23 protein-coding genes and 1 pseudogene are annotated in these 26,220 nt (G+C 53.9%); 7 read left to right on the forward strand and 17 right to left on the reverse strand.

Features of this window, described 5'->3' with window-relative positions:
* Positions 1-31: 31 nt before the first annotated feature.
* Positions 32-1,855 carry a methyl-accepting chemotaxis protein gene (locus DSD30_RS13965; RefSeq protein ID WP_198662960.1) on the reverse strand — a complete coding sequence of 608 codons (1,824 nt, stop codon included), beginning with the start codon at positions 1,853-1,855 and terminating at the stop codon, positions 32-34.
* 575 nt (positions 1,856-2,430) lie between these two features.
* Positions 2,431-3,365 (reverse strand): annotated as a pseudogene (locus DSD30_RS13970) (integrase core domain-containing protein).
* A gap of 142 nt (positions 3,366-3,507) precedes the next feature.
* Between DSD30_RS13970 and DSD30_RS13975 the strand changes: the two are divergent.
* Positions 3,508-3,702 carry a hypothetical protein gene (locus DSD30_RS13975; RefSeq protein WP_114010262.1) on the forward strand — a complete coding sequence of 65 codons (195 nt, stop codon included), beginning with the start codon at positions 3,508-3,510 and terminating at the stop codon, positions 3,700-3,702.
* 101 nt (positions 3,703-3,803) lie between these two features.
* On the opposite strand, the gene DSD30_RS13980 is transcribed toward DSD30_RS13975, so the two are convergent.
* Entirely contained in the window at positions 3,804-5,003 is a 1,200-nt protein-coding gene (locus DSD30_RS13980) for a M12 family metallo-peptidase (RefSeq protein ID WP_114010263.1), read from the reverse strand.
* 202 nt (positions 5,004-5,205) lie between these two features.
* Complete coding sequence (locus DSD30_RS13985; protein WP_114010264.1) at positions 5,206-6,264, reverse strand: site-specific integrase; 1,059 nt, start codon at positions 6,262-6,264, stop codon at positions 5,206-5,208.
* Positions 6,265-6,425: 161 nt separating this feature from the next.
* On the opposite strand from DSD30_RS13985, the gene dusA reads away from it, so the two are divergent.
* Both dusA and DSD30_RS13995 read left to right on the forward strand, forming a co-directional pair.
* The gene (gene dusA / locus DSD30_RS13990; RefSeq protein ID WP_114010265.1) at positions 6,426-7,403 is read left to right on the forward strand and encodes a tRNA dihydrouridine(20/20a) synthase DusA; all 978 of its coding nucleotides are present in this window, start codon (positions 6,426-6,428) and stop codon (positions 7,401-7,403) included.
* Between the two features lie 159 nt (positions 7,404-7,562).
* Positions 7,563-8,393, forward strand: coding sequence for a sulfite exporter TauE/SafE family protein (locus tag DSD30_RS13995; protein ID WP_114010266.1), 831 nt, complete (start codon positions 7,563-7,565; stop codon positions 8,391-8,393).
* 19 nt (positions 8,394-8,412) lie between these two features.
* Here DSD30_RS13995 and DSD30_RS14000 read toward each other — a convergent pair whose 3' ends face one another.
* The 3 genes from DSD30_RS14000 to cobS form a co-directional block, all read right to left on the reverse strand.
* Positions 8,413-9,096 (reverse strand): retropepsin-like aspartic protease family protein, encoded by a 684-nt coding sequence (locus DSD30_RS14000; protein WP_114010267.1) that lies wholly within the window; start codon positions 9,094-9,096, stop codon positions 8,413-8,415.
* A gap of 174 nt (positions 9,097-9,270) precedes the next feature.
* Complete coding sequence (locus DSD30_RS14005; protein ID WP_114010268.1) at positions 9,271-9,468, reverse strand: DUF1289 domain-containing protein; 198 nt, start codon at positions 9,466-9,468, stop codon at positions 9,271-9,273.
* A 207-nt stretch (positions 9,469-9,675) separates the two neighbouring features.
* A complete protein-coding gene (cobS, locus tag DSD30_RS14010; protein WP_114010269.1) occupies positions 9,676-10,542 on the reverse strand; it encodes an adenosylcobinamide-GDP ribazoletransferase in 867 nt (288 codons plus the stop codon).
* A 242-nt stretch (positions 10,543-10,784) separates the two neighbouring features.
* Here cobS and cobT point away from each other — a divergent pair, with 242 nt between their 5' ends.
* On the forward strand, positions 10,785-11,816 hold the full coding sequence (gene cobT, locus DSD30_RS14015; protein ID WP_114010270.1) for a nicotinate-nucleotide--dimethylbenzimidazole phosphoribosyltransferase: 1,032 nt from the start codon (positions 10,785-10,787) through the stop codon (positions 11,814-11,816).
* 95 nt (positions 11,817-11,911) lie between these two features.
* Here the strand turns inward: cobT and DSD30_RS14020 are convergent, their stop codons facing one another.
* Entirely contained in the window at positions 11,912-13,444 is a 1,533-nt protein-coding gene (locus tag DSD30_RS14020; protein ID WP_114010271.1) for a sensor histidine kinase, read from the reverse strand.
* A gap of 214 nt (positions 13,445-13,658) precedes the next feature.
* Here DSD30_RS14020 and DSD30_RS14025 point away from each other — a divergent pair, with 214 nt between their 5' ends.
* Together DSD30_RS14025 and DSD30_RS14030 are read left to right on the forward strand one after the other, a co-directional pair.
* Positions 13,659-14,285, forward strand: coding sequence for a uracil-DNA glycosylase family protein (locus DSD30_RS14025; protein WP_114010272.1), 627 nt, complete (start codon positions 13,659-13,661; stop codon positions 14,283-14,285).
* A 191-nt stretch (positions 14,286-14,476) separates the two neighbouring features.
* On the forward strand, positions 14,477-14,956 hold the full coding sequence (locus DSD30_RS14030; RefSeq protein ID WP_114010273.1) for an Lrp/AsnC family transcriptional regulator: 480 nt from the start codon (positions 14,477-14,479) through the stop codon (positions 14,954-14,956).
* A 104-nt stretch (positions 14,957-15,060) separates the two neighbouring features.
* On the opposite strand, the gene DSD30_RS14035 is transcribed toward DSD30_RS14030, so the two are convergent.
* From DSD30_RS14035 to mobA, 8 genes are all read right to left on the reverse strand, one after another.
* Positions 15,061-15,933 (reverse strand): NAD(P)-dependent oxidoreductase, encoded by an 873-nt coding sequence (locus DSD30_RS14035; protein ID WP_114010274.1) that lies wholly within the window; start codon positions 15,931-15,933, stop codon positions 15,061-15,063.
* A gap of 98 nt (positions 15,934-16,031) precedes the next feature.
* Entirely contained in the window at positions 16,032-18,104 is a 2,073-nt protein-coding gene (gene glyS, locus DSD30_RS14040; RefSeq protein ID WP_114010275.1) for a glycine--tRNA ligase subunit beta, read from the reverse strand.
* Positions 18,105-18,248: 144 nt separating this feature from the next.
* Entirely contained in the window at positions 18,249-19,103 is an 855-nt protein-coding gene (locus DSD30_RS14045; protein ID WP_114010276.1) for an ABC transporter permease, read from the reverse strand.
* Positions 19,100-19,810 (reverse strand): ABC transporter permease, encoded by a 711-nt coding sequence (locus DSD30_RS14050; RefSeq protein WP_114010277.1) that lies wholly within the window; start codon positions 19,808-19,810, stop codon positions 19,100-19,102. Before DSD30_RS14050 ends, DSD30_RS14045 begins: the two co-directional genes overlap by 4 nt.
* 67 nt (positions 19,811-19,877) lie before the next feature.
* Positions 19,878-20,651, reverse strand: a complete 774-nt coding sequence (locus DSD30_RS14055; RefSeq protein WP_114010278.1) for an ABC transporter substrate-binding protein — start codon at positions 20,649-20,651, stop codon at positions 19,878-19,880.
* Positions 20,652-21,112: 461 nt separating this feature from the next.
* Entirely contained in the window at positions 21,113-21,889 is a 777-nt protein-coding gene (locus DSD30_RS14065; RefSeq protein WP_114010280.1) for a transporter substrate-binding domain-containing protein, read from the reverse strand.
* Positions 21,890-22,132: 243 nt separating this feature from the next.
* A complete protein-coding gene (gene mobB / locus DSD30_RS14070) occupies positions 22,133-22,720 on the reverse strand; it encodes a molybdopterin-guanine dinucleotide biosynthesis protein B (protein ID WP_114010472.1) in 588 nt (195 codons plus the stop codon).
* A 5-nt stretch (positions 22,721-22,725) separates the two neighbouring features.
* On the reverse strand, positions 22,726-23,472 hold the full coding sequence (mobA, locus tag DSD30_RS14075) for a molybdenum cofactor guanylyltransferase MobA (protein WP_114010281.1): 747 nt from the start codon (positions 23,470-23,472) through the stop codon (positions 22,726-22,728).
* 303 nt (positions 23,473-23,775) lie between these two features.
* On the opposite strand from mobA, the gene apbC reads away from it, so the two are divergent.
* Positions 23,776-24,918, forward strand: a complete 1,143-nt coding sequence (apbC, locus tag DSD30_RS14085) for an iron-sulfur cluster carrier protein ApbC (protein WP_245418476.1) — start codon at positions 23,776-23,778, stop codon at positions 24,916-24,918.
* Between the two features lie 80 nt (positions 24,919-24,998).
* Here apbC and DSD30_RS14090 read toward each other — a convergent pair whose 3' ends face one another.
* Positions 24,999-26,219 carry a multidrug effflux MFS transporter gene (locus DSD30_RS14090; RefSeq protein ID WP_114010283.1) on the reverse strand — a complete coding sequence of 407 codons (1,221 nt, stop codon included), beginning with the start codon at positions 26,217-26,219 and terminating at the stop codon, positions 24,999-25,001.
* Between the last annotated feature and the right edge of the window lies 1 nt (position 26,220).

Here is a 26,220-nt window from a genome sequence, read left to right on the forward strand (position 1 = left end):
TGGCGGCTTTTCTTGCATTGGTTGGAATGATTCAGGCTGCGCGGATGCGCTGGATGAAGCTCCCGACCTGCTCGCGTAGCAGGTTCGATTGTTCTCCCAGACGCTGGGCTGCAACCATCACCTGTTCGGACGATGCACCCGCTTCCTTGGATGCGTCAGAGACAGAATTGATATTGTCGTTGACCAGTTCGGTTCCCTGTGCTGCCTGATGGATGTTGCCGGCAATTTCATGAGTGGTTGCATTCTGCTCTTCCATGGCAGCAGCAATGGTCGAAGAGATTTCCTCTACCCGCAGAATGACCTGACTGACATCATTCATCGCTTGTGATGCATGACCGGTTGCGGTCTGGATCTCGTTGATCTGAATGGCAATCTGGTCGGTCGCCTTGGCGGTTTGGCCTGCGAGTTCCTTCACTTCACCTGCCACGACAGCGAAGCCCTTGCCTGCTTCTCCGGCCCGAGCTGATTCAATTGTCGCATTGAGGGCCAGCAGGTTGGTCTGTTCGGCAATCGACGAAATCATTTCAACCACCTCTCCAACGCGCGCGGCAATGTCGGTGAGAATCCGAACCTGACTGCTGGTGTCATTGACTTTGCCGACGGCTTCCTTGGCAGCCAATGACGCTTCAACGATTTGCTTGCTGATCTCGGAGATGGTGCTGGTCATTTCTTCCGCAGCGGTCGCCACGGTCTGCACATTATGCATGGTTTGCGTCGAGGCGCTGATTGCCGATGTGGCTTCGGTCGAAGTTCGTTCAGCAACTTGCGACATCGTGGTCGCGGTCATGTTGAGATCGCTCGAAGAGCTTGCAACGCTTTCCACAATGCCGGTCACCTGCCGGTCAAACTCGTCAGCGAGCTGAACCATGAGGGCACGTTTCTCGCGTTCTTGCCTTGCAGCTTTCTCGGCTTCTTCCGCCTCGAAGGCTTTTTGCGCCCGGACGCTTTCATGCAGTACCGCAGCAATTCGGCATAGCGAGCCGATTTCATCATTGATCTTGCTTTCCGGCACCTGCGTGTTGAGATTGCCCATGGAAATCTGCTCCATGGCACCGGTGACATTGCGAATGGGACGGGTGATCGACCGAATGACCAGCATGCCGCCACCAATCAGGAACAGCGATGTTGCCAATATGATCGACAAGGTCAGCAAGCTGACAAAGGCATCCATATCTGCCTTTTGCGCCATGGCTTTTTGCATTTCGGCAGTGGTTGCCTCTTCCATCTTCTTGACATCTTCGATTGTTGCCAGATTGGAAATCCGCGCGCTTGCAACCTTTGCCAGAACCATTTGGTCCGCTTGGGTCCATTCAAGGAATTTCTTCTGATAATCTTCGATCAGTGGCTTGATGTCTTTCTGCACTGACTGCGGAATATCAGACGCCGCAACCGTCGCGTGGAATTCTTTTACCCGAGCATTGAACGTGTCGACATATTTCGGGTCGCGGCGCAGCATATAGTCTTTCTCGTGCCGCCGAAGCATCAGCATCTTGACCATGGTCTTGTCGATCGAGATATCGGGATTTTCTTTGCCAAATTCATTCAATTTGGCTTCCACGGTCTTCACCGAAGAGCGCAGTGATCCTTTGAGACCCTCTTTTTCCGACAAACCAGAAATCGTGCGCAATTTGGACACTGTTTCTACGTTGGCCAAGGCAATCTTCAACTTGTTTTCCAGATCAGCGTTGGCGTGGGACTCATCCTGGGTCTTTTCAATATGATGGGTAACGACGGATTGGCCCTGCGCAACAAGGGTTACGTCGTTGGTTAGCAAAAAGAGCTCCAGCTTGGTGGAAACGTCGCGGATCACGGCTTCTGTTTCATTGAGATATACGGAGGCCTTTTCGGCACTCAAAGCATGACTTGTTGCCGCATCTTTTTTACTGCTGCCCCAGAAAAATGCGCCTGACAAAACAGCCAAACCAATGAACCCAATTCCCAGAAGGCTCCAAATTTTGTGTGTTAGTTTCATTTGCTTGCTCTTTTGCTTTATTCAGATAAGAAAAACTAGGGTCAACACTAAGTGTTTGTTATTAAGGAATGACTAATTATGGAGTTAGGTAATGAAGTTATAACAAATATATATGTCGATAATTGCAGACATATAACTATACGTTACATAGTGTGATGCGTTACTACCTGAACGAGATTTTGAGTTCGATTTACGGCCTGCGAATGCTTTGTGTTGGCGTGGTAGATTAAAGTGACGCGCCTTTGCCTGCACATCTGAAGGGCCCACATTCCTCTTTCACCTAACAGGGGGCTTGCTGCAACGCGGGTTCCCCACCCCGGCCGGACCGTTCAACAAAGCTATGGCCAACCGCCTGTATCCGTTCGCGGGCCAATCTCGCGAACCTGTCTCTCTGGCTGACTTCGGAGCGATTGTTATGCCCCATTGATCAGCCCCACTTGAGTGGTCCGGTTTGAATGTTAGTGCATCGCGGGCCTTGTTTCCATCGGCACGATAGTTTCGGGCGCCGGCGGGCTGTAGCCTAATGCACTGTGTGGCCGTTTGGTGTTGTAGTGGTGCCTCCATTTCTCGATCAGGATCTGCGCTTCCCTCAAGCTGTAGAATATCTCTCCATTTAAGAACTCGTCTCGGAACCTTGCATTGAAGCTTTCGCAGTAACCGTTCTCCCAGGGTGATCCCGGCTCGATGTAAGCAGTCCTTGCTCCAACAGCCTTGATCCAATCACGCACGTTCTGGGCAACGAACTCTGGGCCATTGTCCATTGCCCGGCAGGCAAGCGCAGCGCCGCCGAGAGGGGCGCTTGTCATTGATCTGCCAACCGGCATCTCGCAACAAATCAACAATCCGCCGATAGCCATAGCGTCCATACTGCCGAGCCAACTCGATCATGTCCGCCACCAAACGCTCTTCATCGGCGCGTCCTTGTGGCAACCGTCTTTGCGTTGAACGATGTTGCCCCAGAACACGACAGACACGTCGCTCAGAAACGTTTACTTGGCTGCGGACATGATTGATGCAGGCACGACGGCGAGAAGGGCTTAGATCCCTCTCGGCGTTGCTTCGCAAAGCCTGGCGGTCAGCGGTATTCCCTTTGCAGCTTCAGACAGGATCAGCTTGTCCAGCGTCAGGTCAGAAACCGCCTTTCTCAAGCGCTCATTCTCCTTCTGGAGCCGTTTGAGTTCCTTGAATTGATCTGTGCCCATTCCACCACACTTCTTCTTCCCATTGACCGGCAGGCGATTGCAACAATCGCTGAGAGGGGGCGGTAATAGGTTTGCTCAGACACACCGATCTGCTGGATGGCATCAAGACGAGGCATCCCTTGCCCCGTCAAGATCTCAACCTGCCGTAACTTCGTGACAATTTCCTCTGGTTTGGGTCGTTTGTTCGCCATATCGAATCCACCGTTTCTCTAACTATAACGGTGGACCAATTCAGTGGGGGAGGATCAGGGGCAGGGCAGTTTTTGAAAGACCTCAAAGTCAATAACGATTTGGTCCGCCAGTATTGCACAAGCTCAAAGGGCAGGGGCTGATATGATCAGTGCAGAAACTAAAGACCTTATCTACATCGTCGGTCTGGTCGTGACTGTAGCTGGTTTGCATTTCATGCTGCGGGCGCGGGTGATGGTTCTGGAAGAGCGTGTCAGAGGCTATTCCAAAGCAATCGAGCGCGTCTTTGACAGCCTCAAACGGATTGAGGAAAAGCTGGACGAAAAGGCTGATAAATAGTTGTTCTGGCTTTGTGTTTGTCTGGGTGTTGATCTGAGATCGACACCCAGCATGGCTCAGTGAATAGCCGGAAAACAGTGGAGCCTGGAGTTATCAAGACTCTACCTAAATCCAGCCACCGTTTGAGTTCTCGACTTGATGACTTTCTTGACGTCATTCTTACCCTGAACCCCATATTTTTGGGGATATGAGTGGATTGCTATTCTTCGACAATTGGTTGCACAATTGTAAGCCATGACAGTTCTAAACTTCATTTCTGGATCTTGGTACCCGTATCCGAAGCTGAATGGGCAACTGCTTGCGTTGGCTGGATCGTGGCACCCTCCCAAGTTGTGCCCAACTTCATGGGTAAAGCTCTTGTTGCTGCCTACACATGAATGGTCGGTCACACCAAACGCGGATGAAGAGTTTGCATTAACATACGCATATCCACAATAGTCGTTCCGGTTGACAATCAAGTGAACCAAATCTGCTTTGTGCTCTTCCCTCAATGTATGAATGCTGTCAAGAAAACCATCTGACTTTGCCTTCAAGCGATGTAGATCAGTTTTCATAGAAGAAGACTCAGCGTAGGTCTCTACAGAATAGCCGGCGAGATTTAATCTCGTTTTCAGCCCTGTATTTTTGTAAACACTATTTGCGGTTGCGACTGCCAGCTGTGCATGGCCTTGAATGCTGACAATGGATTTCGCTGCTGATGGGGTATAGGCGATATAAATGTCGATGGTACTTGATGCGTTACTAGCATCTGGAGAAACCGAGCCATTGTTATCCTCGTCAGTTGGTGAGGATTTAGGGGGGGCATCGGGGTGTTCTTGAGGAAAAGCAGTAGGGTCGATTTCAATGATGGCGTGCGCGTCACCACCTAGTGGACGTATCTCTAGAATCTTATCTCCTGATGTCACTGTACCTGTGACCAGTCCGCGATCATCTACGATTATGACTGATTCCGTAGCAGTGATCTGCTCTTTAGGTGCGTCAAAACCTTCCCATCGATAGCTTTCCTTCGTTCCTTTAAGTTTTTTCATTGATGATTTTATCAATGAATAATCTTGGCCGTCTAAATTAAAAGGCAAGTTGTCTAGTTCAAGCAATCTTGTGTTTAAAGTTTGAACCTGCACGCTCTTGGCTGTTGGTTTGTTTTTAAGGGCTTCCAAAATTGTTTCTTGCTGTGGAGTAAGATCTGCCCCCGGAGGAAGTGGCTGAAAAAAACTTGCTGATTGTGCAAACGCACACATGGAAATAGTGCACCCGCCTAATAGCAGTGCTGTAAAAAGTTCCAATTTTAGTGTTTTGATCATTGACCTCCTCCGCGGTTGGATAATTGCGTAGTATTGATCGTGATGGTATAATATAAAATCGCAACCATTGGTATATATTACATGAATTTACTTATATAGAAAGGTGGTTTTTGAGCGACGTCGATTTAATCGGCGAATTCATCAGTTCAAAAACCCCGTGGGATGAATTACACGAATACAATTTGTTAGAAGCGATTGGCATTTAATCAGCAGCTGACCATCCCTCATACTTATCACCCACCTGCCGAATATGCGTATACCGTTTCAAGCTGGACCAAGATCGATGCCCGGTCACTGCTGCTGCATGTGGGATGCTGTAGCCCATTTCGAACAGGCGGCTGGTGCCTTCGTGGCGTAGGTCGTGAAACCGCAGATCCTTGATCTCTAGAAACTTGCAGGCCCGCGTGAAGGCAGCGCTGATGGATCGATGATTATAGGGAAAGATCTGCGGCGTTGTTTTGGACTGCGTTTCAATGATGGTAAGGCAAGGGTCAGGCAGGTCGCACCAGACATTGTTGCCGATCTTCTCGCCCGGATTTTTCATGTCGCGCACCAAAATGCGCTTACCTTCCTTGTCCAGATCATCCCACAGGATGGTGCAGATTTCTTCCTGCCGCCTTGTCGAGAAGAGCGCAAAGGGAATGATCACTTCCATTGGAATGCTCTGTTTGCGGTATTTGGCTTTCTGGATGAAATGATCGATCAGGGCGTCCAACTCTTGCAGCGTTGGTCTGCGTTCCCGGCTGGCTGCTCTGCCAGTCAAGCCGAGCCGTTTGGTGACTGCCATGGCGTCTGCGTGGGCCTGCTTGTCAAGTGGCATGCCCCAGGCAGGGCGGGCGATCGAGAAGATGGCCCCCAAGTGCGACATATAGTTTTGAGCGGTTTGAGGCGAAACGCGCTTGCTAAGCTCTTCTGCGAAAGCCACAAGCGCCTGACTGTCGATCTCGGCGCAACGCATCGAGGCGATATCATACTCATTTTTGATGGTGTTCAAGACTTGGGTCTTGGTGCGCCCGATCGCCTTCTGACTGGTGCGAACATATTTGTCGATCGCGTCGGCAAGGGTCTTGCCGGGTTGCTCGTGCAATGCATTTGGCTTTGCCAGATCAGCTTCGCGACGGACCAACCATTTTTCTGCGATTGCCCTGCGATCAAATGTTTTGTTCTCCCGGTGGACAATTTTGCCATCTCGCTTTATGACGATCTGCGCGAGAAAAGCGGTGGTTCCGTTTTTGCGTTTTCGTTGCGATATGGTGCCCATGGTACAACATCCTTTTCAGTGCCGTCATAACGGTACAACATCGGGTTGATTGGTACAACATAGCGGTACAACATGAGCGAAAATCGCCCTAAATAGGCTGAAAACGCATCAAATTGCCTCTGAATTTTCAACAGAAAAGGCTTTGTAAGTCATTGGAAAATATGAAAAAACAATATGAAACAATGACCAAGGTCTTTTCTGTAGCGCCCATGATGGAATGGACGGATAGGCACTGCCGCTATTTTCATCGGCAATTGTCCAAGTCTGCCTTGCTATATGCCGAGATGGTGACAACGCCTGCGGTCATCCACGGAGATCGCCAGCGGCTGCTTGGCTTTGATGATCAGGAACATCCGGTTGCGGTGCAATTGGGGGGCTCTGATCCAGATGAACTGGCCGAGGCCAGCCGCATTTGCACCGATTGGGGCTATGATGAAATCAATCTCAATGTCGGCTGTCCGTCAGATCGTGTTCAATCAGGTCGTTTTGGTGCCTGCCTGATGGAAGAACCTGATCTCGTCGCTCATTGTGTCGAAGCCATGAAGGGCGCCACGCCTTTGCCGGTGACGGTCAAATGTCGGATTGGCGTTGATCAGCAGGATGAAGAAGAGGCGCTCGACCGTCTGGTGGATTTGACCTTGGCCGCAGGCTGCGATGGCTTTACGGTCCATGCCCGCAAGGCTTGGCTTCAAGGACTGAGCCCCAAGGAAAATCGCGACATTCCGCCGCTCAATTATGACCGCGTTCATCGCCTCAAACAGCGACTGCCAGACGTCCATATTCAATTGAATGGTGGCCTTCAAACGCTTGACGAAGCCTTGCCGCATTTCCAGCAACTTGACGGGGTCATGCTTGGACGCGCCGCCTACCACAACCCGGCTTTGCTGGCGGACGTTGACAAGCACCTGTTCGGGGCTGAGGAAGCAACTGACCTGTTCGCTGCGGTTGAAGCCATGGTGCCCTATATCGATGCCCATGTGGCCGCAGGGGGGCGTGTCAATCAAGTGGTGCGGCACATGCTGGGTCTATTCTCAGGGCGCCCCGGAGCTCGTCGCTGGCGTCAAATCCTGACCATCGAAAGCGTCAAGCCAGACGCAACATCACAAGTGCTGCTCGACGCTTTGGCCGAAGTCAGCTAGGCCATGCGCCATCATGGACCAAAGCATATCAGGGTGCGGACCATTCCGGTCTTGACCGGATGGCTTTTCATGGTCAAAAAAGATGGCACAAAATAAGAATGACCGTTTCTCCCGGATCGTCGATCCGGCGTGATATGGAAAGTCTGGGGGAAATGTTCAATGCTGCAATCACTGGATCCGACACTCGTAACACTTGCCATCTCCCTGATGGGGGCGGGAGCCGTTGCCGGTCTGTTGGCAGGCGTCTTCGGAATCGGGGGCGGCGCCGTTCTGGTGCCCGTGCTTTATCAGTTTCTTGGCATTTTGGAAGTCGATGAAGCGGTGCGAATGCATCTCTCCGTCGGCACGTCTCTGGCTGTGATCGTACCAACCTCTCTGAGGTCTTATCTCTCGCACAAAAAGCGGGGGGCGGTTGATCAGGAATTGCTGCGCAACTACATGATCTTTGTGCCTCTTGGGGTGCTGTTCGGTGCGCTTCTTGCCGCTTATATCTCGGCCAACGGGCTGAAAGCTGTGTTTGCGGTCATCGCGCTCGTCGTCGCGTTCAAGATGCTGTTCGGCAAGGAGAGTTGGCGTCTGGCGGATGATTTGCCTGGCACAAAAGGCCGCAGCATCGCGGGCGTGATTATCGGGTTCTTTTCGTCCCTGATGGGCATTGGTGGCGGGGTGATGAACAACACCTTCATGACCCTGTTCAATCGTCCGATCCATCAGGCGGTAGCCACAAGCTCCGGTGTTGGCGTGCTGATTTCTATTCCCGGCGCCATCGGTTATATGTGGGCCGGTTGGGACAAGGCCGGGTTGCCTGACTTCTCGCTTGGTTTCGTCAATCTGCTGGCCGTCGGGCTGATCATTCCGATCACTATTCTGATCGCGCCTCTGGGCGTGAAGATTGCCCATGCCTTGCCCAAGACTGTCCTGTCCCGGATTTTCGGCCTGTTTCTGATCATCGTTGCCATTCGTTTCTTTTTGGCGCTGAATGGCAGCTAGAACCGCAGAGTGAGAAAGATCAGGGGCGCATCGTCAAACGGTCGCCCTGAACGGACCAGCCGCTCAGACGGTCCAGATAGGTCATGCCCAGCAGGCTCTGGAACAGATCGCCCTTTTGGGCCACCATGGCGGGCACACGGGCTTCGCTGATGCCGCCGATGCTGATATTATTGAGCCAAATGCGAGCAGCATGGGTTTGGCCATTGGCGGTGTTGACTGGTGATGAAAATTGCAACTCGCTGATCGGGATTCCGGCTTTTTCTGCATCTTCATAGGTGAGTACAACCGCGCTGGCGCCTGTATCGACGATCATCGGTAACGATGCACCATTCACCAAGGCCAGAACCCGGAAATGCCCATTGTCGGTCCGGCGGAACGTGACATCGCCCCCCTCGGATACCATTGCGACACCGGGGATCAGTTCTCCCTTGACCCGCTCGACCAGCATCTTGGCATCGTCCTTGAAGCTGTAGCCCAGCACGAGTGCGAAACCGATCAACAACCAGATGGCAGCTTGCTTGAGGTTCTCAAACAGGCCCGAGCGTCTTGTTCGTCCACCAGACAACAGATAGAGCAGCAGTGAACCGGTCAGTGTGATGCTGGCAACCATCTCAAGAGGATAACCGAACAGCTGGCCCTGATCATGGTTGAACATCAACAGCGCGACTGCCGTCGCTATGATCCCCAGCAGGACATAAAACATCGCGCATTCTCCCTTGGAACTTTGCCTATCGAAGATATGGGTCGCAAATGCGACAAGTCAAAGGCCTGCTAGACGCGAACACCATCGGCACGCGGGATAACAAACAGAAAAAGGGAAAAATGGGCAGAGCGCAGCGAATGAGGATCTTCAGGAATGATAGATAGAGTCTCTGGGTTAGCTGGATTTGCGAACGCGGCTGACACCAAAATGCACCAACAGACGTTCTTCAATTTCGGACTGCACCTGTTCGCGCTGTTCGTCGGTCATACGGCCCCATTCACGGATTTCTTCCATGCTGCGCGCACAGCCATAACAAAGGCCGCTGTGCCTCTCTATGGTGCATACTTTGATGCATGGTGATTTGGTGGCCATGTCGATGCTCCAACAACAGCATATTGCAACGTTAAACTGATTTTGCTGCAGCTCGAACTTACGCCCGATCAGACGTATACGTCAATTGGGTCACAAGGCGAGGTTCTGGATAAGCATTAGTATCTTCGCTGCGGCAAGATGTCTTGAATTGTGGTAAATTGTTGATTTTATTATGTTTTGCCTACTCACGCTGAATTGATGGGGCTGCTATGCGGCAGACGCAAAGAGCAATAAGCCGATACCAAAGGCAATTTCTCCCAATTGCTGCGAAGAACCCAGCACATCCCCGGTCTGGCCGTCAATATGCTTGCGTGCTGTCCGGACGACCAGCAGGGCAGACAAGACGACCATCGTGAAAGCTGACAAGGCTGACAAAAGACCGAAATGGGGAACGATACAAAAGGCGGTAGCGATCGCTCCCAGAGCGATTCCGATGGCGTAGGATTGGGTGTTGGGCTGGCCGATGCTGGCTGAGATGCCGTTGGTACGAGCCGCAGGCAGCGTGTACCAGACATGGAGAATCGGCACGCGCGACACCACACAGGACGCCAGATAGGCAATGCCTCCGACCTGCACGCCGTAATTCTCGAACAAGTAGGACAGAATCGAAATCCGAAGCAGAAGCGAAAAGGACAATGCAATCGCTCCATAGGCTCCAAGCCGGCTGTCCTTCATGATTTCAAGCTTGCGTTCCTTGGTATGCCCGCCCCAAAAGCCGTCTGCCACATCAGCAAAACCATCCTCATGCAGACCACCTGTAATGATGGCCATCGTTGCTATGGTCATAACCGCCAGCAACATCGCTGGCAGAGGTGCGGTAAAGGTCAGCGCATCAAACAGGGTAGCGGGCACCATTGCCACGAGCCCGAGAAAAAGGCCGACAATCGGCATGGCTCGGGTAGAGCGCGGCAAGTCTGGCATGCCTTCGGACACCTTGCCGAGAATCGGCGGCACTGGCAGTCGGGAAAAGAAAGCGATGCAATCAACGATATCCTGCCGCCAATCCTTCAAAATCGAAAGAGGCCCCTTTTGAATGGGTGTGTCAGCTGCGTCGGGCTTTCCATTGTCAGACATTACAATCCTCTTTTCGTGACGCAGGGGCTTTTGTCCAGTTGCCCCTGATGGCAGTTATCAGTATATCTTCGACGTAGCTTTTGACGAAGGCGCATAGCTTTGGCTTCGATGCGACAATTGCTCCCAACAAACTAGTCCATCACAACCGCTGTAATCAAAAGACCAAATTTTGTCATCACAAATCAAGTAGTGCCAAAGGTTGCTGTGCATGGCGACCTTTATCTGGCGAAAAAGGTGAACCAATGACGGCTTCCGCTTCTGGACTCCCATTTGACGACATTCTCGACCTTGTGCAGAAAATGCCTCCGGCCGATGAAGACGTGCGTGCAAAGGTGCGCGCGCGCAACGATATTCTGACCAAGCCGCTTGGTGCATTGGGGCGTCTTGAAGACTTGGCGGAATGGACTGCCGTTTGGCAGCGCAATGCAGAGCCAGCCATCAATCGTCCGCTCGTTGCTGTCTTTGCTGGCAACCATGGTGTCAACAAACACAATGTCTCTGCCTTCCCTGTGGAACTGAACCAACTGATGGTACAGGCATTCTCCTCTGGCGGTGCTGGCATCAACCAGATCTGCCTGACCAATGATATCGGCCTGAAAGTCTATGATCTGGCGCTGGATCATCCATCCGGCGACATCACCGTTGAGCCTGCATTGAGCGAAAGAGACTGCGCTGCCACCATTGCTTATGGCATGGAATCGGCTGCTGACGGTCCTGACCTGATCTGCCTTGGCGAAATGGGCATTGGCAACACCACCATTTCCGCCGCTTTGTTTGCGGGTCTGTTCGGCGGTACGGGTGAAGACTGGGTTGGTCGTGGTTCTGGTGTTGATGATGAGGGTGTGCAGCGCAAAATTGATGCCGTCAACAAGGCGCTGGAAACCCATAAGGATTATCTCGACAAACCGCTCGAAGTGCTGCGCCGTCTGGGTGGTCGCGAGTTCGCTGCCATGGTTGGTGCGGTGATTGCTGCGCGCTATCAAAATATCCCGGTCATCGTTGATGGGTTCAACACCACCGCTGCTGTGGCTGTGCTCTACAAGCTTGATCCGACAGCCCTCGATCACTGTATCTTCTCCCATGCCTCAGCCGAAGGCGCGCATCGCAACGCACTCAATATGATGGGCAAGACTGCTCTGCTGGATCTTGGTCTGCGTCTGGGTGAGGGCACCGGGGCCGCCATCGCAGCCAACATTGTCAAAACCGCATGCAATCTGCATACGGGCATGGCGACCTTCGATCAGACCGGTGTGGATGCACCCGAGCCAGTCTGATTGATGAGGCACGATCGTGATTGCCGATCAAATTGGAAAAGCCGGGCGCATGCCCGGCTTTTTCGTGCGGTCTTCAGGATAGGGCTCTGAGATGTCTATCCAGTGCGTTTGAGCTGGATGCGTGGGCGCTTTGTGGCCGGTGGCGTGACATCCATCACGCGGGCAGGCGGGAAGGTTGCCGTCACCTTGGTGCCTTTGCGCAGGACAGACTTGAGATCAAAGCTGCCATCATGCATCTCGACCAGAGCCTGAACAATGGAAAGACCAAGGCCAGAGCCTTCTTCCGCACTTTGGATCGCTGCCGTGCCTTGCCCGAAGGCACTCAGAACGGTCGAGATTTCCTCTTCCGGAATCCCCGGACCATTGTCTTCAACCGAAATATATTGTCCACCTTCTTCGGAGGCGTGAACCGACAGGATGATGGTGCCGCCTTTGGGAGTGAACTTGACCGCATTGGTCAACAGATTGAGCGTAATCTGACGGATTGCCCGCTCATCGGCCCAGACTTTCGGCAGGCTGCTCTTGATGTCGAGTTTGATCGTGATGTCCTTGGCCCGGGCCCGCAGGCGTAGCAGGTTTTCACAGTCTTCCGCGACATAGGCAAGCGTTACGGCTTCCTCGTTGAGCTTGTACCGCCCCGCCTCAATGCGCGACAGATCGAGGATCTCGTTGATCAAGTTAAGGAGATGCGAGCCAGAGGAATGAATGTCACCGACATACTCCTTATATTTTTCATTTGGTAGTGGCCCCAGCACCTCATTCTGCATGATTTCTGAAAAGCCGAGAATGGCATTCAAAGGCGTGCGCAACTCATGGCTCATGGTCGCAAGGAACCGGCTTTTTGCCGTGTTGGCCTCTTCTGCCTGACGGCGGGATTCGTCCGAAACGGCCTTGGCCTGTTCCAACTCGGTGATCAGGAAATCCTTTTCCATCCGGAAATTCAGCATCGCCAGCGTCGAGCTATATAGCCGTTTTGACAGGCTGAGAAAGAACACCATTGCCCCGATCGACATCAGCGACAAGGTTGTGTCGACCACCTCCACATTGACCGATGCCTCAAACACGATAAACACAGAAATTGGTAAGGCTCCGACCCAGACTGCCGCCGGAATGGAGAAGGACAGCATCGTCGTCATCGCAACAACGACCAGCATGATGGCAAAGTGATATTCTGCCAGATAGGCGGCATCTTTGGTGGTAGGCAGCACCAAGATGCTGGCCCAGACCAGTCCCGATACACCCTCCCAGAGCAGAAAACGCTTGTTCCAGCTCTCCAGATCAACGTCATCAGCCGAGAGTTTTTCAAACCGCCGGGCGATCACATACATCATGGCATGGGTGAGCAAAGCGGCAAGGATCCACAGCAGAGAATGAGCCGGGTCCGCCCAGAGCGTGGAAATCGCACCGACTGTCAGCAACAGCATCGGAACCGCCATGTGAGCTGAGGTGCGGTTCTGCGCATACATCATCAGCAGTTCATGGCGGAAGGAGGGGCGATAGCCTCCTTCGCTGTTCAGCTGTTCGCGGACATCGTGCACCGTGCGCAAAACAGCACGCCGACGCGCCGCCCGCGCGCTGCTGCCATCCGCATCCTTTTTTGACCGTTTGCTGGTGTTCCCGCCGGCCATGGTTGATGTCCCCTAAACGAACGTGACGTAATTTTCTCGGTATTCTCGCAATATTGTCTTAAAAAGCCGCTGATGAAGGTGGTTAATGAATGGTAAAATCGAAAAAGTCTAAAATTTGTTCTGGTTGGATATCTGCCTTGTTTCAGCACTTTAGGGGAGGGCGAGCACCAGACAGAGCTGTAAAATACTGACATCTTGGAAGGAAAGTTAACAGTTGAGTGACGCAGAGAGCACCATTCACACTTTGACCGAGCAGATTGCCGCCTGTCGACTTTGTCGCGATAGTCCAACGGGGCGGGCCTTGCCCCATGAACCGCGTCCGGTTGTTCGTCTGTCCGCAACCGCTCGCATCTGCATTGCCGGGCAAGCCCCCGGCAATTTGGTACATCAGACTGGCATACCCTTCAATGACCCGTCTGGTGACCGGTTACGGAACTGGATGGGAGTGGATCGCGAAGTTTTTTATGATCAAAGCCGCATTGCCATCGTTCCGATGGGCTTTTGCTTTCCCGGCAATGATGCAAAGGGGGGCGATCTGCCGCCGCGCAAGGAATGCCAGACCCAATGGCATGACCAGATATTCCGAGCCATGCCACAGGTCAGTCTGGTTTTGGTGATTGGTCAATATGCCCAACGCTATCATTTGGGCGATAGGCGCGAGGCGAATTTGACCGAAACCGTGCGAAAGGCATTGACCTATTGGCAGGAAGGCACGGTTCCAAATTATCTGCCCTTGCCCCATCCCTCCTGGCGTAACACGGGATGGTTAAAGCGCAATCCCTGGTTCGAGGCGGAAATTCTGCCTGCTTTGCGGGCAGAGGTTGCTAAATTTTTGTCCTGAAGTGTATGAAATGATTTACTAAGGTCGATGGTCTTCACAAAAAGGTGAGGTATCTCATGTGCGAGCACTGCTTGAAAGTAGAATGAACTTGCTCTAAATTCCTGCTCAGCTACATTGAAAAGAAATTTTTTGCACATGATCGCGTCGCGCTCACCGACTGGATCACACGCTACGACTAGGGAAATCCCTCCATGCTAGACCGTTTGGATCGCCGTATTCTTCAAATTTTGCAGGAAGATGCCACCATGCCCGTTGCCGAGATTGGGCGGCGTGTAGGCCTGTCGACGACCCCTTGCTGGCGCCGCATCCAGAAGATGGAGGAAGAGGGGGTTATCACGGGCCGTGTCGTGCTGCTTGACCCCGAAAAAGTCAATGCAAAAGTGACCGCCTTCGTCGCGGTTACCACCAACGAACATTCCGCCGACTGGTTGAAGCGTTTTGCCGATGTCATTCGCGATTTTCCAGAAGTGGTGGAGTTTTACCGCATGGCCGGGCAGGTCGATTATCTGCTTCGCGTGGTGGTGCCTGACATCGATTCCTACGATACCTTCTACAAAAAACTCATCTCACGCATTGAAGTGGGCGATATTTCCACTACATTTGCTATGGAACAGATCAAATACACCACGGCCTTGCCGCTGAATTATCTGCCGGAAAAAGAGACACGCTGATCGCATCCTCTGACCTTCTTGCGACACAAGACAGGATCCTCAGCAAAAAGAAAAACCCGCGCTATCCGAGCGCGGGTTTTCTTTTGCATAGCCGCCTTCAAACCTTACTTCTTGTCGAGCAGGGTGATCAGCGAGGAGGTATCCCAGCGATTGCCGCCCTGCGCCTGCACTTGGCTGTAGAATTGATCGACAATCGAGGTAACAGGAAGATGAGCGCCATTGGCGCGCGCTTCATCGAGCACGATGGACAGATCCTTACGCATCCAGTCGACCGCAAAGCCATAATCAAACTTGCCTGCCGCCATGTTTGAGGCGCGGTTTTCCATCTGCCATGAGCCAGCCGCGCCCTTGGAGATCACATCGACCACAGCGTCGACATCAAGCCCTGCCTGTTTGGCGAAATGTACGCCCTCCGACAGGCCTTGAACCAGACCGGCAATACAGATCTGGTTGACCATCTTCGTCAACTGACCTGCGCCAACCGGCCCCATCAAGCCAACCATCCGGGCATAGCACTCGATCACTGGCTTGGCTTTGGCAAACACCGCCTCGTCGCCGCCACACATCACGGTGAGGACGCCGTTTTCCGCGCCTGCCTGGCCGCCAGACACCGGGGCATCGATGAAGCCTACCCCTTGGGCATCGGCAACTTCGAACAATTCGCGGGCCACTTGGGCGCTGGCGGTGGTGTTGTCGATGAAGATCGAGCCTTCTGCCATCGTGGCAAAAGCGCCGTCATCGCCAATGGTCACTTCGCGCAAATCATCGTCATTGCCAACGCAGCAAAAGACGAAGTCTGCGCCTTTGGCGGCTTCTGCCGGGGTTGCAGCGAAAGCGCCGCCATGCTCGACCACCCATTTTTCCGCCTTGGCGGTGGTGCGGTTGTAAACGGTGACCTCGTGGCCGCCCTTGTTTTTCAAATGCGCCGCCATTGGATAACCCATGACGCCCAAACCGAGAAACGCAACTTTTGCCATTTGTCTTCTCCCCTCGTGATTGGCCAATCCCTCGCAGGTCGGGACAAGGAGGCCAAAAAAGAAAAGGGTGGCATCGGGCCACCCTCTCAATGTGATTTTCAGCCGGCGATTTTCGAGAAATCGGCAACCGTCAGCGTGGTGCTGCGAATATGAGTCAACATCCGCAGGCGATTGGTCCGCACCTCTTCGCGCTCATCATTCACCAGAACCTTTTCAAAGAAGGCGTCGACTGGCTCGCGCAGGATGGCAAGCGCAGTCATGGCGGCTTCAAAGTCTTCCGCAGCAACCGCTTCTTGCGCTGCTACGCGGGCCTTTTCAACGGCGCTGGCCAGAGCAATCTCTTCTGCCTCGTGCAAATGCGCCCCTTCGATGGTGCCATCAAAGCTTTCGCCGGATTTCTTCTCTTCGGCGCGCAGAATGTTGGCCGCGCGGCGATAGCCAGCCAGCAAATTGGCTCCGTCATCACTTGACAGGAAGGAGCCAAGAGCTTCAACCCGTTTGGCAATCATCAAAATGTCGTCCTGATCCCCAAGGGCAAAGACCGCATCCAGCAGATCGTGTCGTGCGCCTTTGTCTTTGAGGTGAACGCTGAGGCGATCAGCAAAGAAGGACAGAAGGTCATCGGACTGGGCAAAGCCATCGCGTGCCGTCACAAAGATGTCCTGCAGCGACAGACGGATCTGGTTGCTTTCCAGAATGCGGATCACACCAAGAGCAGCACGACGCAGGGCAAACGGATCTTTCGAGCCGGTTGGCTTTTCATCAATCGCCCAGAAGCCGGTCAACAGATCAAGCTTGTCGGCCAGAGCCACGGCGATGGCGACCGGATTGGTCGGCACGTCATCGGATGGACCCTGCGGCTTGTAATGCAGCTCGATCGCTTCGGCGACGGATGGATCTTCCTTCTGGGCAATCGCATAGTAGCGGCCCATCAGGCCCTGCAATTCAGGGAATTCAAACACCATGTCGGTGACCAGATCGGCCTTGGCCAATTGCGCCGCACGCGCTGCCAACTCAGGATCTGCACCAACCAATGGGGCCAGAGCCTTGGACAGAGCCACAAGACGGGCAACGCGCTCGCTCTGGGTGCCGAGCTTTTCATGGAAGACCATATTGTCAAGGCGACCAAGGCGGGCCTCAAGACCATTTTTCAGGTCGGTTTCCCAGAAAAACTTGGCGTCAGACAGACGGGCTCGAACCACTTTCTGGTTACCGGCCACAATCGTGTCGCCACCATCACTTGCGATCAGGTTGGAAACCAGAATGAACTTGTTCGACAGCTTGCCGGTTTTGGCATCTTTCAGAACGAAACATTTCTGATGCTCGCGGATCGAGGTCTGGATCACCTCGTCCGGCATGTTGAGGAACACTTCATCAAAGGCCCCCATCAGAACCGTTGGCCATTCAACCAAACCAGCGACTTCTTCGAGCAGACCCGCATCTTCAACCAACTCCAGCCCTTGCGCAAAGGCGAGGGTCTTGGCGTCGTTGAAGATGATTTCCTTGCGCTCGTCCAGATCAAGAATAACCTTGCGCTCTTTGAGGCCAGCTTCGTAATCGTCAAAGCGTTTGACAGCAAAATCTTCTCGGCCATGGAACCGGTGACCTTGGGTGGTGTTGCTGCTTTCGATGCCCTCAATCGAGAAGTTGATCACCTCGGAGACATCGCCATCCACCGACAGGCTGCAAAGGATCGAATGCAGCGGACGCACCCAGCGCAGGGCGCCTTCGCCCGCCTGACCCCATTTCTGGCTCTTTGGCCAAGGGAATTTGCGCACCACGTCGGGAACCAGATCGGTGATGATGGCCTCGGCCTTGCGGCCCGGCTTGTTGATCACCGCAACATAGAAATCGCCTTTTTTAGGATCGGACTGGATGGTTGCCTCATCGATGGAAGCAAGCCCAGCGCCGCGCAAAAAGCCTTCGAGTGCTTTTTCCGGTGCGCCGACGCGTGGGCCTTTGCGCTCTTCGGAAATGTCAGGGGAAGCGGCGGTCAGGCCAACGATGTTCAACGCCAGACGGCGCGGCGTCGCATAGGCCCGCGCGCCCTCATAAGTCAAACCGGCATCCACCAGACCCCCGGTGATCAGTTTTTTCAAATCTTCGGCAGCGCGGCGTTGCATCCGGGCCGGGATTTCTTCGGAAAAAAGCTCAAGCAGAAGGTCTGGCATGGTCGTCTCGAATTCGATCAGGAATGGAAGTGTTTCAGGTGGTTGCTCTAGCAAGCCACAGGCGAAAAGTCACTGATAAAATGGCATTCTGACAAAAAGAGGGGGCCTGAAGCCCCCAAATTTTGCACCCGCTGTGAACGGAGACTAGCTGCCATCGCGTCGCAGATGACGGGTCAGGCGATGTTCCAGAATGTCCCAAAGCCGCCGCATGATCTCGACAAACAGCAAATAGAAAATCGCGGCATAAATATAAGCCTGAAAATCATAGGTTTGCGAGAAGGCGCGGCGGGTCTCTCCCATCAGATCATAGACCGAAATGATCGACACCACGGCCGAGCCTTTGACCATCAGAATGATCTCGTTGCCATAGGGGCGCAACGCGACGATCAGGGCCTGTGGCAGGGTGATCTTGAAGAAAGTGACGAGCCTTGGCAGACCAAGGCTCATGGCACCTTCGATCTGGCCACGCGGCACATTCATCACCGCACCGCGCAAAATCTCGGCCTGATAGGCAGCGGTGTTGAGCGTGAAGGACAGAAGCGCAATTGACCAGCTGTCGCGGAACAGCCACCACATATTGATATCCTGCCAAAAATGACGGAACTGGCCAAAGCCGTAATAGAGCAGGAACAACTGCGCCAGCAAGGGCGTGCCACGGAAGAAATAGATATAGCCGAACGAGATCTTGTTGAGCAGCTTGTTCTTGGCCATTCGGCCATAAGCCAACGGCAGCGACAGGATGCCTCCGAGCAGAAGGGAGGAAATCACCAGTTCCAAGGTCGTCCAGAAACCCTTGATATATTTCGGCGCATAGCGCGAAACATAATCTGCATCGTAGGAAGTGTAGAGGAACCAGACTATGCCAACGAAAAACAAAATCCATGAAATCAGGAAGACGAGTCCAATGGCGCGCGACAAGGTGATCAAATCACCGCGCGCATCCGCCGGACGGGGGCGGGCTTCGAGCATCGTCTGGGCGATATAGGCTTGGCTCTTCATGTCCGAACCTCCCCGCGACGCACGCGCTTCTCAATTTTCTCCAGCCCAATCGAGGATACGAAGGTCAGCACAAGATAGATGACGCAGGCCAGTGAGAAGAACAGGAAGGCTTCCTTGGTGTTGCGCGCGGCAAGTCCGGTCTGGCGCATTGTGTCGGCAAGGCCGATGACCGAGACGAGCGAGGTTTCCTTAAGCAGGATCAGCCACAGATTGGACAGGCCGGGCAGGGCAAGCTTGATCAGTTGCGGCAGGATGACCAGACGCATGGTTTTGTACCATGACAAGCCCAGCGCATTGGCCCCTTCATACTGGCCCTGATTGATACCCTTGAAGGCGGAGAGAAAAACCTCGCTTGAATAGGATGCAAAGACGAAGGACAGGGCGATCATGCCGGCAACGAAGCTATTCACTTCCACCTGAATGCCGAAAACCTTCTGGAACAGCAGATTGATGAGAATTTGACCGCCATAATAGACGATGAACAGCGTCAGAAGTTCTGGCAGACCGCGAAAAATCGTGGTGAAAATCTTGGCTGAGTTTCTAACCGTCGGTTCCTTGGCATTTATGCCCATGGCCAGAAGAAAGCCAAATGCCAGTCCAAATGGCAGGGTTGCCAAACCCAGAGAAACCGTAATCCAGATCCCCGATGCAATCTCGTCTCCCCAGCCATTCGGGCCGAAGGACAAAAGCGCAAGATAGTCCGTCATCTACTGCTTACCTACATTAAAAGCCCGGCGGAAAGCCGCCGGGCAAAAAGATCGAAAATGGCTTCAATCAATCGCCATAAACGTCAAATGGGAAATATTTGTCGTTGATTTCTTTGTATTTGCCATTTGCGCGGATTGCTGCGATCGCTGCGGTGAACTTGTCCGCCAGCTCGGTTTCGCCTTTGCGAACCGCGATGCCTGCACCAGCACCGTGGATTTCTGGTACAGATTTCAGCGGGCTCAGGATTTTGCAGCATGCGCCATCATCAGTCTTCAGCCAGTCAGACAGCACGATGATGTCATCGACAACACCATCAAGACGGCCAGCCTGCAGGTCGAGCTTATATTCGTCCGCGGTCGGATACAGCTTCAGCTCGATGCCTTCCATTTTCTTCTCGGCAAATTCCGAGTGCGTGGTGGACGACTGGGCACCAATCAGCGCGCCTTTAAGGGATTCGGCGGAAGCGTCTTTCAGCTTGGAATCCTTAGGCACAGCCAAGGCTGGTGGGGTGTTGTAATATTTCTTGGAGAAGTCGACTTTCTTCAGACGATCCGGCGTGATCGACATGGAAGCGATAATAGCGTCGAATTTGTTGGCGATCAGGGCTGGGATCATACCGTCCCAATCCTGTACAACGAATTCGCACTCGACTTTCATTTCCTCACACAGGGCATCAGCCATGTCGATGTCGAAACCGACCAGCTTGCCATCAGCGGTGAGGCTGTTGAATGGAGGATAAGCACCCTCGGTGCCGATACGGACTTTGTCTGCAGCCTGTGCGCCACCAGCAGCCATCATGACAGCCGCTGCGGTGATTGCGATTTTCTTCAAGAGACGCATTGGTTTCTCCCTCTTGCCTCATGCATCGTGCGACAACATCCGAACAAATTTGTCGTAATGGTCGGCACGTTCTGGACCTGTTGCAGGTTCCTATCATTGCGCGGGTTGCCCGCGTGGGCAGCATATTCCCACTATTTTCGGCAAGTTGACAACAGGCAATGCGCCAAAATTCGCTTCACAGCCAAAAACCATCCATTTTCCCCAAAAATTCGGAAGAAAAATGCGCATGGTTCTGGCGTTTCAGAATGATGTGCGGAATCGAGGCTGAACTGGTGAAAGAGGGGATCCGTTATTTTGCCGGACCTGATCAAAAAGGCGTCAGATTGCCCATTCCTTAAGCAGAATGATGTGCTCTTTTGTCTCAGGCTTTGTACGGTTTCTCGGCCTTTCCGAGGAGAGATTCTATCTTGGGACACAAAAAAGCCGGGCATCCTGAGACACCCGGCTTTGATGGATTTCAATCATTCACCGCCATAGACGTCAAAGTCGAAATATTTGGCGTTGATTTCCTGATATTTGCCATTGGCCCGCAGGGCTGCAATGGCGGCGCTGAACTTGTCGGCCAGCTCTTTGTTGCCTTTCTTGACCGCGATACCAGCACCATTGCCATGAATTTCCGGCACTGGCTTGATCGGCATCAGGATCTTGCAGCAAGCGCCTTCCTCGGATTTCACCCACTCGGACAGGACCACGATGTCATCGACGACACCATCGAGGCGGCCGGATTCAAGATCGAGTTTATACTCGTCCGGGGTTGGATAGAGGTGCAGGTCGATATCTGCGATTTTCTTCTCGGCAAAGTCTGCATGGGTCGTGGAAACCTGTGCGCCGATGGACAAACCTTTCAGCTCATCAAGGCTTTCGCCCTTCAACTCGCTATCTTTCATCACAGCGATGGCGGATGGGGTATTATAGTATTTCTTGGAGAAGTCGACTTTTTTCAGGCGATCCTCGGTGATCGACATGGACGCGACAATGGCGTCGATCTTGCCGGCCATGACAGCCGGGATCATGCCGTCCCAATCCTGCATGACGAATTTGCACTCGACCTTCATCTCAGCACAAAGCGCGTTGGTGATGTCAACGTCAAAGCCGATCAGTTTACCGTCAGAGGTCAGCTGGTTGAAGGGAGGGTAGGCGCCGTCGATACCGATACGGACCGGATCACCCGCCTGTGCGGACAGGCTGGCAGCGGCGAGAAGGGAAGCAGCAGCAAGGATGGTTTTTGTGAATTTCATTGTAAGAGTCCCGATTTTGGGTTCGGCCAATCAGGCCAAGCAGATTGCGAAAGCGTGGACGGGCGAAAAGCGGTCTAAGACGCTCCTACCAAGCTGGTGACGCACGGTCTCGCGCTGCTCTCTCATCGACCAAAATTGCCTATTTGACAAGCAAACTGGCGATTTGCAGGGCATCCATTCGGGTAAATTTGACAAATTACAGGCCGATCTTGGCAATTTGCTCAATTTGACGGTCAGAACCGTCTATTTGCCAATCGGCGGCAGCTGCATTCTGTTGATAATGAAATCCGCAATTTTACGCACCTGATCGAGTTGAAACTCTGGCAAATTGTGTGGGTTGGCCATTGCACCTATGGTCTCGCTGGCAATCGCCACGATATTATTGTCGTCCGGCGAGAGGGGCGTCTGATCCTTGGCGTCAGCCCTGCGCACTTCGAGCTTGGGGAAGGCTTCATTCTTATAGCCCTCCACCACCACCAGATCGCAGGGCGAGAAACGCGGCAGGATGTCGCCAAGGAACGGTTCCTCATCCCAGGCATCCCGGCATTCGTGCATCAAAGCCCAGCGCGTTCCTGCTGCGACGAGGGCCACCTCGCGCGATCCGGCCTCCCGGTGACGAAAGCTGTCAGTGCCGGGCTTGTCGATGTCGCAGGCATGATGGGCATGCTTGACCGATGAAATCCGGTAACCGCGCCCACTCAATTCGGCAATCAGTCGGGTGACGAGGGTGGTCTTGCCCGAATTCTTCCAACCGGTCACCCCGAACACTTTGTGGCCGTGCCAGATGAAGGGCGTGTCACGGGGGGCGCTTTCCTTCCCTTTGATTGTCATCGCGCTCATCCTTCCGCCTGTTCCTTGAGGCCGGATGCAATGGCCTCGGCCACCGGGACATCATCCGGTTCATTGACGTTGAAGAAAGGGTCGATTTCGATATCGTCGATCATCTGACCGGAAAAATGGGCGTGGCTACAGGTCTGGCTCTCAGCCCAGAGGCGGGTCTTGCGTTCGCCAGAAGCGAGAAACGCTTCCAGACTGTCTGCTAGGGCAATCGGCCAGAGGCCAAAGGTCGGATGCACTCGATCGCCAGACTGCGCCAGCACGATTGCGGGCTCCGGCCCACCCATCGCCATGATGAACCGGTCCACAAGCGTGTCGGGAAAGAAGGGTGTGTCCACTGCGACCGTGGCGATCCAGAAGACCTCCGGGGCGTTTGCCTCTGCCCACCGCATCGCAGACAGAATACCGGAGAGGGGACCTGCATGGTCAGGCAAAAGGTCCCCGACCACATCCCAGTTCGCCCCGAAGCGCTCGTCACCATCATGACCGCTGACCACGATCTTGCCCACCTGTGGCTGAAGGCGCGTGGCACAGTGAGAGAGCATGGTCTCGCCGTCTATCTCGATCAATGCCTTGTCCTGCCCCCCCATGCGCGAAGATTGCCCCCCTGCGAGCACGACCCCAAGGGTCCTGTGGGCCCAGCGATTGCGGGCCAGAGCGGGATCGCCATCAAAGGCAGCCAGTTGGCCTGCCAGATCCATCGCTTTGAGATCAAGGGCTTCGAGCCGTTCTTTTTCGCCTGTCATGTTGGTATCCTTCCACCGGGCATTTGGCCTTCTAGTCTGACTGTTTGTCTTTGCAAACCACGTGACTATAATCAAGCCTTGTCTTGAGGCCCAGCTTGTCGCCGGTTTGAGCACTGCGCATGTGACCCGTACCTTTGACAGGCAGCGACAAAACGCCCGTTTGGCCTTGACCTTCGGCAAGCAAATGGCCAGCTATGGGCGATAGGGTCGAAGAATCCATGATCGGGCTTCATGGTTTGCTGCCCCATTCACTGAACAAAAAGGCCGCCACACGTGTTTTGGAAAAATAGAAAAGATGCATCCGTGACCAAAGACGCCATTCACGCAAAGCTGAAAGAGATCAAGACACCCGACGGGCGCAGTGATCTGGTTTCTGCCAATATGGTCTCCGAAATTTTCATCAAGGACGGATCGGTGATCTTCTCGCTCAATGTCGAGGCTGATGAGGCCAAGGCCATGGAGCCTGTGCGCCAGCAGGCCGAACGTGCAGTGCTTGCGCTGCCGGGGGTGGAAAAGGCGATGGTCGCGCTGACCGCTGAACGCAAACCCGGTACGGCCTCCGCGACAGCCAAGCCCAATCCAGCCCCGAAACCGCCGCAACAGCCCAAACAGCGTGCTCAGGGCGGCAGCGCCCGGATCACCGTTGAAGGGGTTCGTCACATCGTGGCTGTCTCATCGGCCAAGGGCGGGGTTGGCAAATCGACATCGGCCGTCAATCTGGCTCTGGCCCTGAAAGCCAATGGCCTCAAGGTCGGCATTCTTGATGCCGATATTTACGGCCCCTCCATTCCGCGCCTGCTTGGCATTACCGACAAGCCTGAAATGATCGAAGGCACGCGCACCTTAAAGCCGATGGAGGCCTACGGCATTGTTGCCATGTCGATCGGTTTTCTGGTTGAGGAAGATACCCCGATGATCTGGCGCGGCCCAATGGTTGTCTCGGCCCTGACGCAGATGTTGCGCGATGTGGCCTGGAACATCAATGGCGAGCTTGATGTGCTGGTCGTTGATATGCCTCCGGGTACCGGCGACATTCAGCTAACCATGGCGCAACAGGTGCCTCTGTCAGGCTCGGTCATCATTTCCACGCCGCAGGATCTGGCTTTGCTAGACGCCAGAAAAGGCATCGCGATGTTCGAGAAGGTGCAAATTCCAATCCTTGGTCTGATTGAGAATATGAGCTACTTCCAGTGCCCAAATTGCGGCGAACGGCACGAGATATTCGGTCATGGCGGCGCGCGTCAGACCGCCGCCGATATCAATGTTCCGTTTCTGGGCGAAGTGCCGTTGCATATCGATATCCGCGAGCGGGCGGACAGCGGCACACCGATTGTTGCAACAGAGCCGGATAGTGACCACACCGCCATCTATCTCAATCTGGCCCAGTCGGTCGCCAATGGACTGCAAAATGCAGGCAGGGTCGCGCCAAAGATCGTCTTTGAATAAACGGATCTACGCGATCCAACGACCAGACCAAAAAAGGAGCCTTTCGGCTCCTTTTTCAGTTTACCGCAGGTGTGTTGGCCTTAGTCGGTTTCGGCAAAGGTGAGAAACTGCACCAGATACCCAAACACGAGGGCAATGCCTGCGGTGAAGCACATCAAAAGCCCCATCGGCAGAACGCTGTCGGTCAGCATGAAGGCAACAATATAGCTGAAACCGGCACTGACCAGAGTGACAATCGAGCCGGACAGACCGGATGCGCTGCCTGCAAGGCGCGGGATGACACTGACCACCCCGACGCTGGCGCTGGGCATCACAAGCCCGTTGCCGATTCCAAGAAAGAAGGTTGCACCAAACAGGTAGGCCGGACCTTCAAGGCCAAGCAGACTTAGTATGACCACCGAAGCGGACGCTGCCAGCGTCAAAAGACAGCCAATCAGGATCATCTTGAACAGGCCGAGCCGCGAGGCATAGCGACCGGACAGAAAGTTGCCAATGCTGTAGCCAACTGCCACCAGAACGAAATAGAAGCCATAATGGGTTGGTGTCAGATGGAACATATTCTGGCTGACATAGGGCGCACCGCCCAGAAAAACGAAAAAGGTTCCAACCCCAAAGGCGCTGATCAGGGTGTAGATCCAGAAGCTGCTCATACCAAGCAGGGTGCGATAATCTGCCAACATGGCGCGGATCGAAGGGGCCTGACCCAGATGCTTGTTGGTCTCGGGCAAAGAATACCAAGCCCAGGCAACCGCAATCAGCGTCATCAATCCGGTGAAGATGAAGCCCGCCCGCCAATCTGCGAGGTCATCGAGCACACCGCCAATGATCGGCGCAACCATCGGCGCCATCGCCATGCCCATAGTCACATAGCCGAGCATACTCGCCGCTTCGGACGGTTTCCTGATATCGCGGACGATGGCGCGGCCCAAGACAAGCCCGGCAGCCCCGCCAGCCACCTGAATGACACGCCAAACGATAAGCATGTCCAGCGACGAAGACAGCGCACAGAGGAACGAGGCCAGTGCGGCGAAAAGCAAACCACCAAGCAACACGGGCCTGCGCCCGAACTGATCAGACAGGGGGCCTATGATTGGCTGAGTGAAGGCCGTTCCGACCAGACCAAGGGACAAGGTGAGCTGAACCAGCGTTGCAGGGGCGTTGAAATGGTCCTGCACGCTCGGCATGGAAGGGACATAAATATTCACGGCCATCGGGTTGACGGCCGTGACCGCTACCAGAATGACGATGGAGGGCAATAAGGCACCAGATGGCGCACGCATGGTTGGCGTCGCAAGACTCATA

Source organism: Cohaesibacter intestini (assembly GCF_003324485.1).
GTDB lineage: Bacteria > Pseudomonadota > Alphaproteobacteria > Rhizobiales > Cohaesibacteraceae > Cohaesibacter > Cohaesibacter intestini.

Coding starts and splice junctions, on each gene's coding strand:
- dusA (WP_114010265.1), top strand. CDS start 6,426: ATGAAAAAACAATATGAAACAATGACCAAGGTCTTTTCTGTAGCGCCC.
- DSD30_RS14020 (WP_114010271.1), bottom strand. CDS start 13,444: ATGGCCGGCGGGAACACCAGCAAACGGTCAAAAAAGGATGCGGATGGC.
- DSD30_RS13995 (WP_114010266.1), top strand. CDS start 7,563: ATGCTGCAATCACTGGATCCGACACTCGTAACACTTGCCATCTCCCTG.
- DSD30_RS14045 (WP_114010276.1), bottom strand. CDS start 19,103: ATGAAGAGCCAAGCCTATATCGCCCAGACGATGCTCGAAGCCCGCCCC.
- DSD30_RS14090 (WP_114010283.1), bottom strand. CDS start 26,219: ATGAGTCTTGCGACGCCAACCATGCGTGCGCCATCTGGTGCCTTATTG.
- cobS (WP_114010269.1), bottom strand. CDS start 10,542: ATGTCTGACAATGGAAAGCCCGACGCAGCTGACACACCCATTCAAAAG.
- DSD30_RS13980 (WP_114010263.1), bottom strand. CDS start 5,003: ATGATCAAAACACTAAAATTGGAACTTTTTACAGCACTGCTATTAGGC.
- cobT (WP_114010270.1), top strand. CDS start 10,785: ATGACGGCTTCCGCTTCTGGACTCCCATTTGACGACATTCTCGACCTT.
- DSD30_RS14000 (WP_114010267.1), bottom strand. CDS start 9,096: ATGTTTTATGTCCTGCTGGGGATCATAGCGACGGCAGTCGCGCTGTTG.
- mobB (WP_114010472.1), bottom strand. CDS start 22,720: ATGACAATCAAAGGGAAGGAAAGCGCCCCCCGTGACACGCCCTTCATC.
- DSD30_RS14030 (WP_114010273.1), top strand. CDS start 14,477: ATGCTAGACCGTTTGGATCGCCGTATTCTTCAAATTTTGCAGGAAGAT.
- glyS (WP_114010275.1), bottom strand. CDS start 18,104: ATGCCAGACCTTCTGCTTGAGCTTTTTTCCGAAGAAATCCCGGCCCGG.
- DSD30_RS13975 (WP_114010262.1), top strand. CDS start 3,508: ATGATCAGTGCAGAAACTAAAGACCTTATCTACATCGTCGGTCTGGTC.
- DSD30_RS13985 (WP_114010264.1), bottom strand. CDS start 6,264: ATGGGCACCATATCGCAACGAAAACGCAAAAACGGAACCACCGCTTTT.
- DSD30_RS14055 (WP_114010278.1), bottom strand. CDS start 20,651: ATGCGTCTCTTGAAGAAAATCGCAATCACCGCAGCGGCTGTCATGATG.
- DSD30_RS14050 (WP_114010277.1), bottom strand. CDS start 19,810: ATGACGGACTATCTTGCGCTTTTGTCCTTCGGCCCGAATGGCTGGGGA.
- DSD30_RS14005 (WP_114010268.1), bottom strand. CDS start 9,468: ATGGCCACCAAATCACCATGCATCAAAGTATGCACCATAGAGAGGCAC.
- mobA (WP_114010281.1), bottom strand. CDS start 23,472: ATGACAGGCGAAAAAGAACGGCTCGAAGCCCTTGATCTCAAAGCGATG.
- DSD30_RS14035 (WP_114010274.1), bottom strand. CDS start 15,933: ATGGCAAAAGTTGCGTTTCTCGGTTTGGGCGTCATGGGTTATCCAATG.
- DSD30_RS14065 (WP_114010280.1), bottom strand. CDS start 21,889: ATGAAATTCACAAAAACCATCCTTGCTGCTGCTTCCCTTCTCGCCGCT.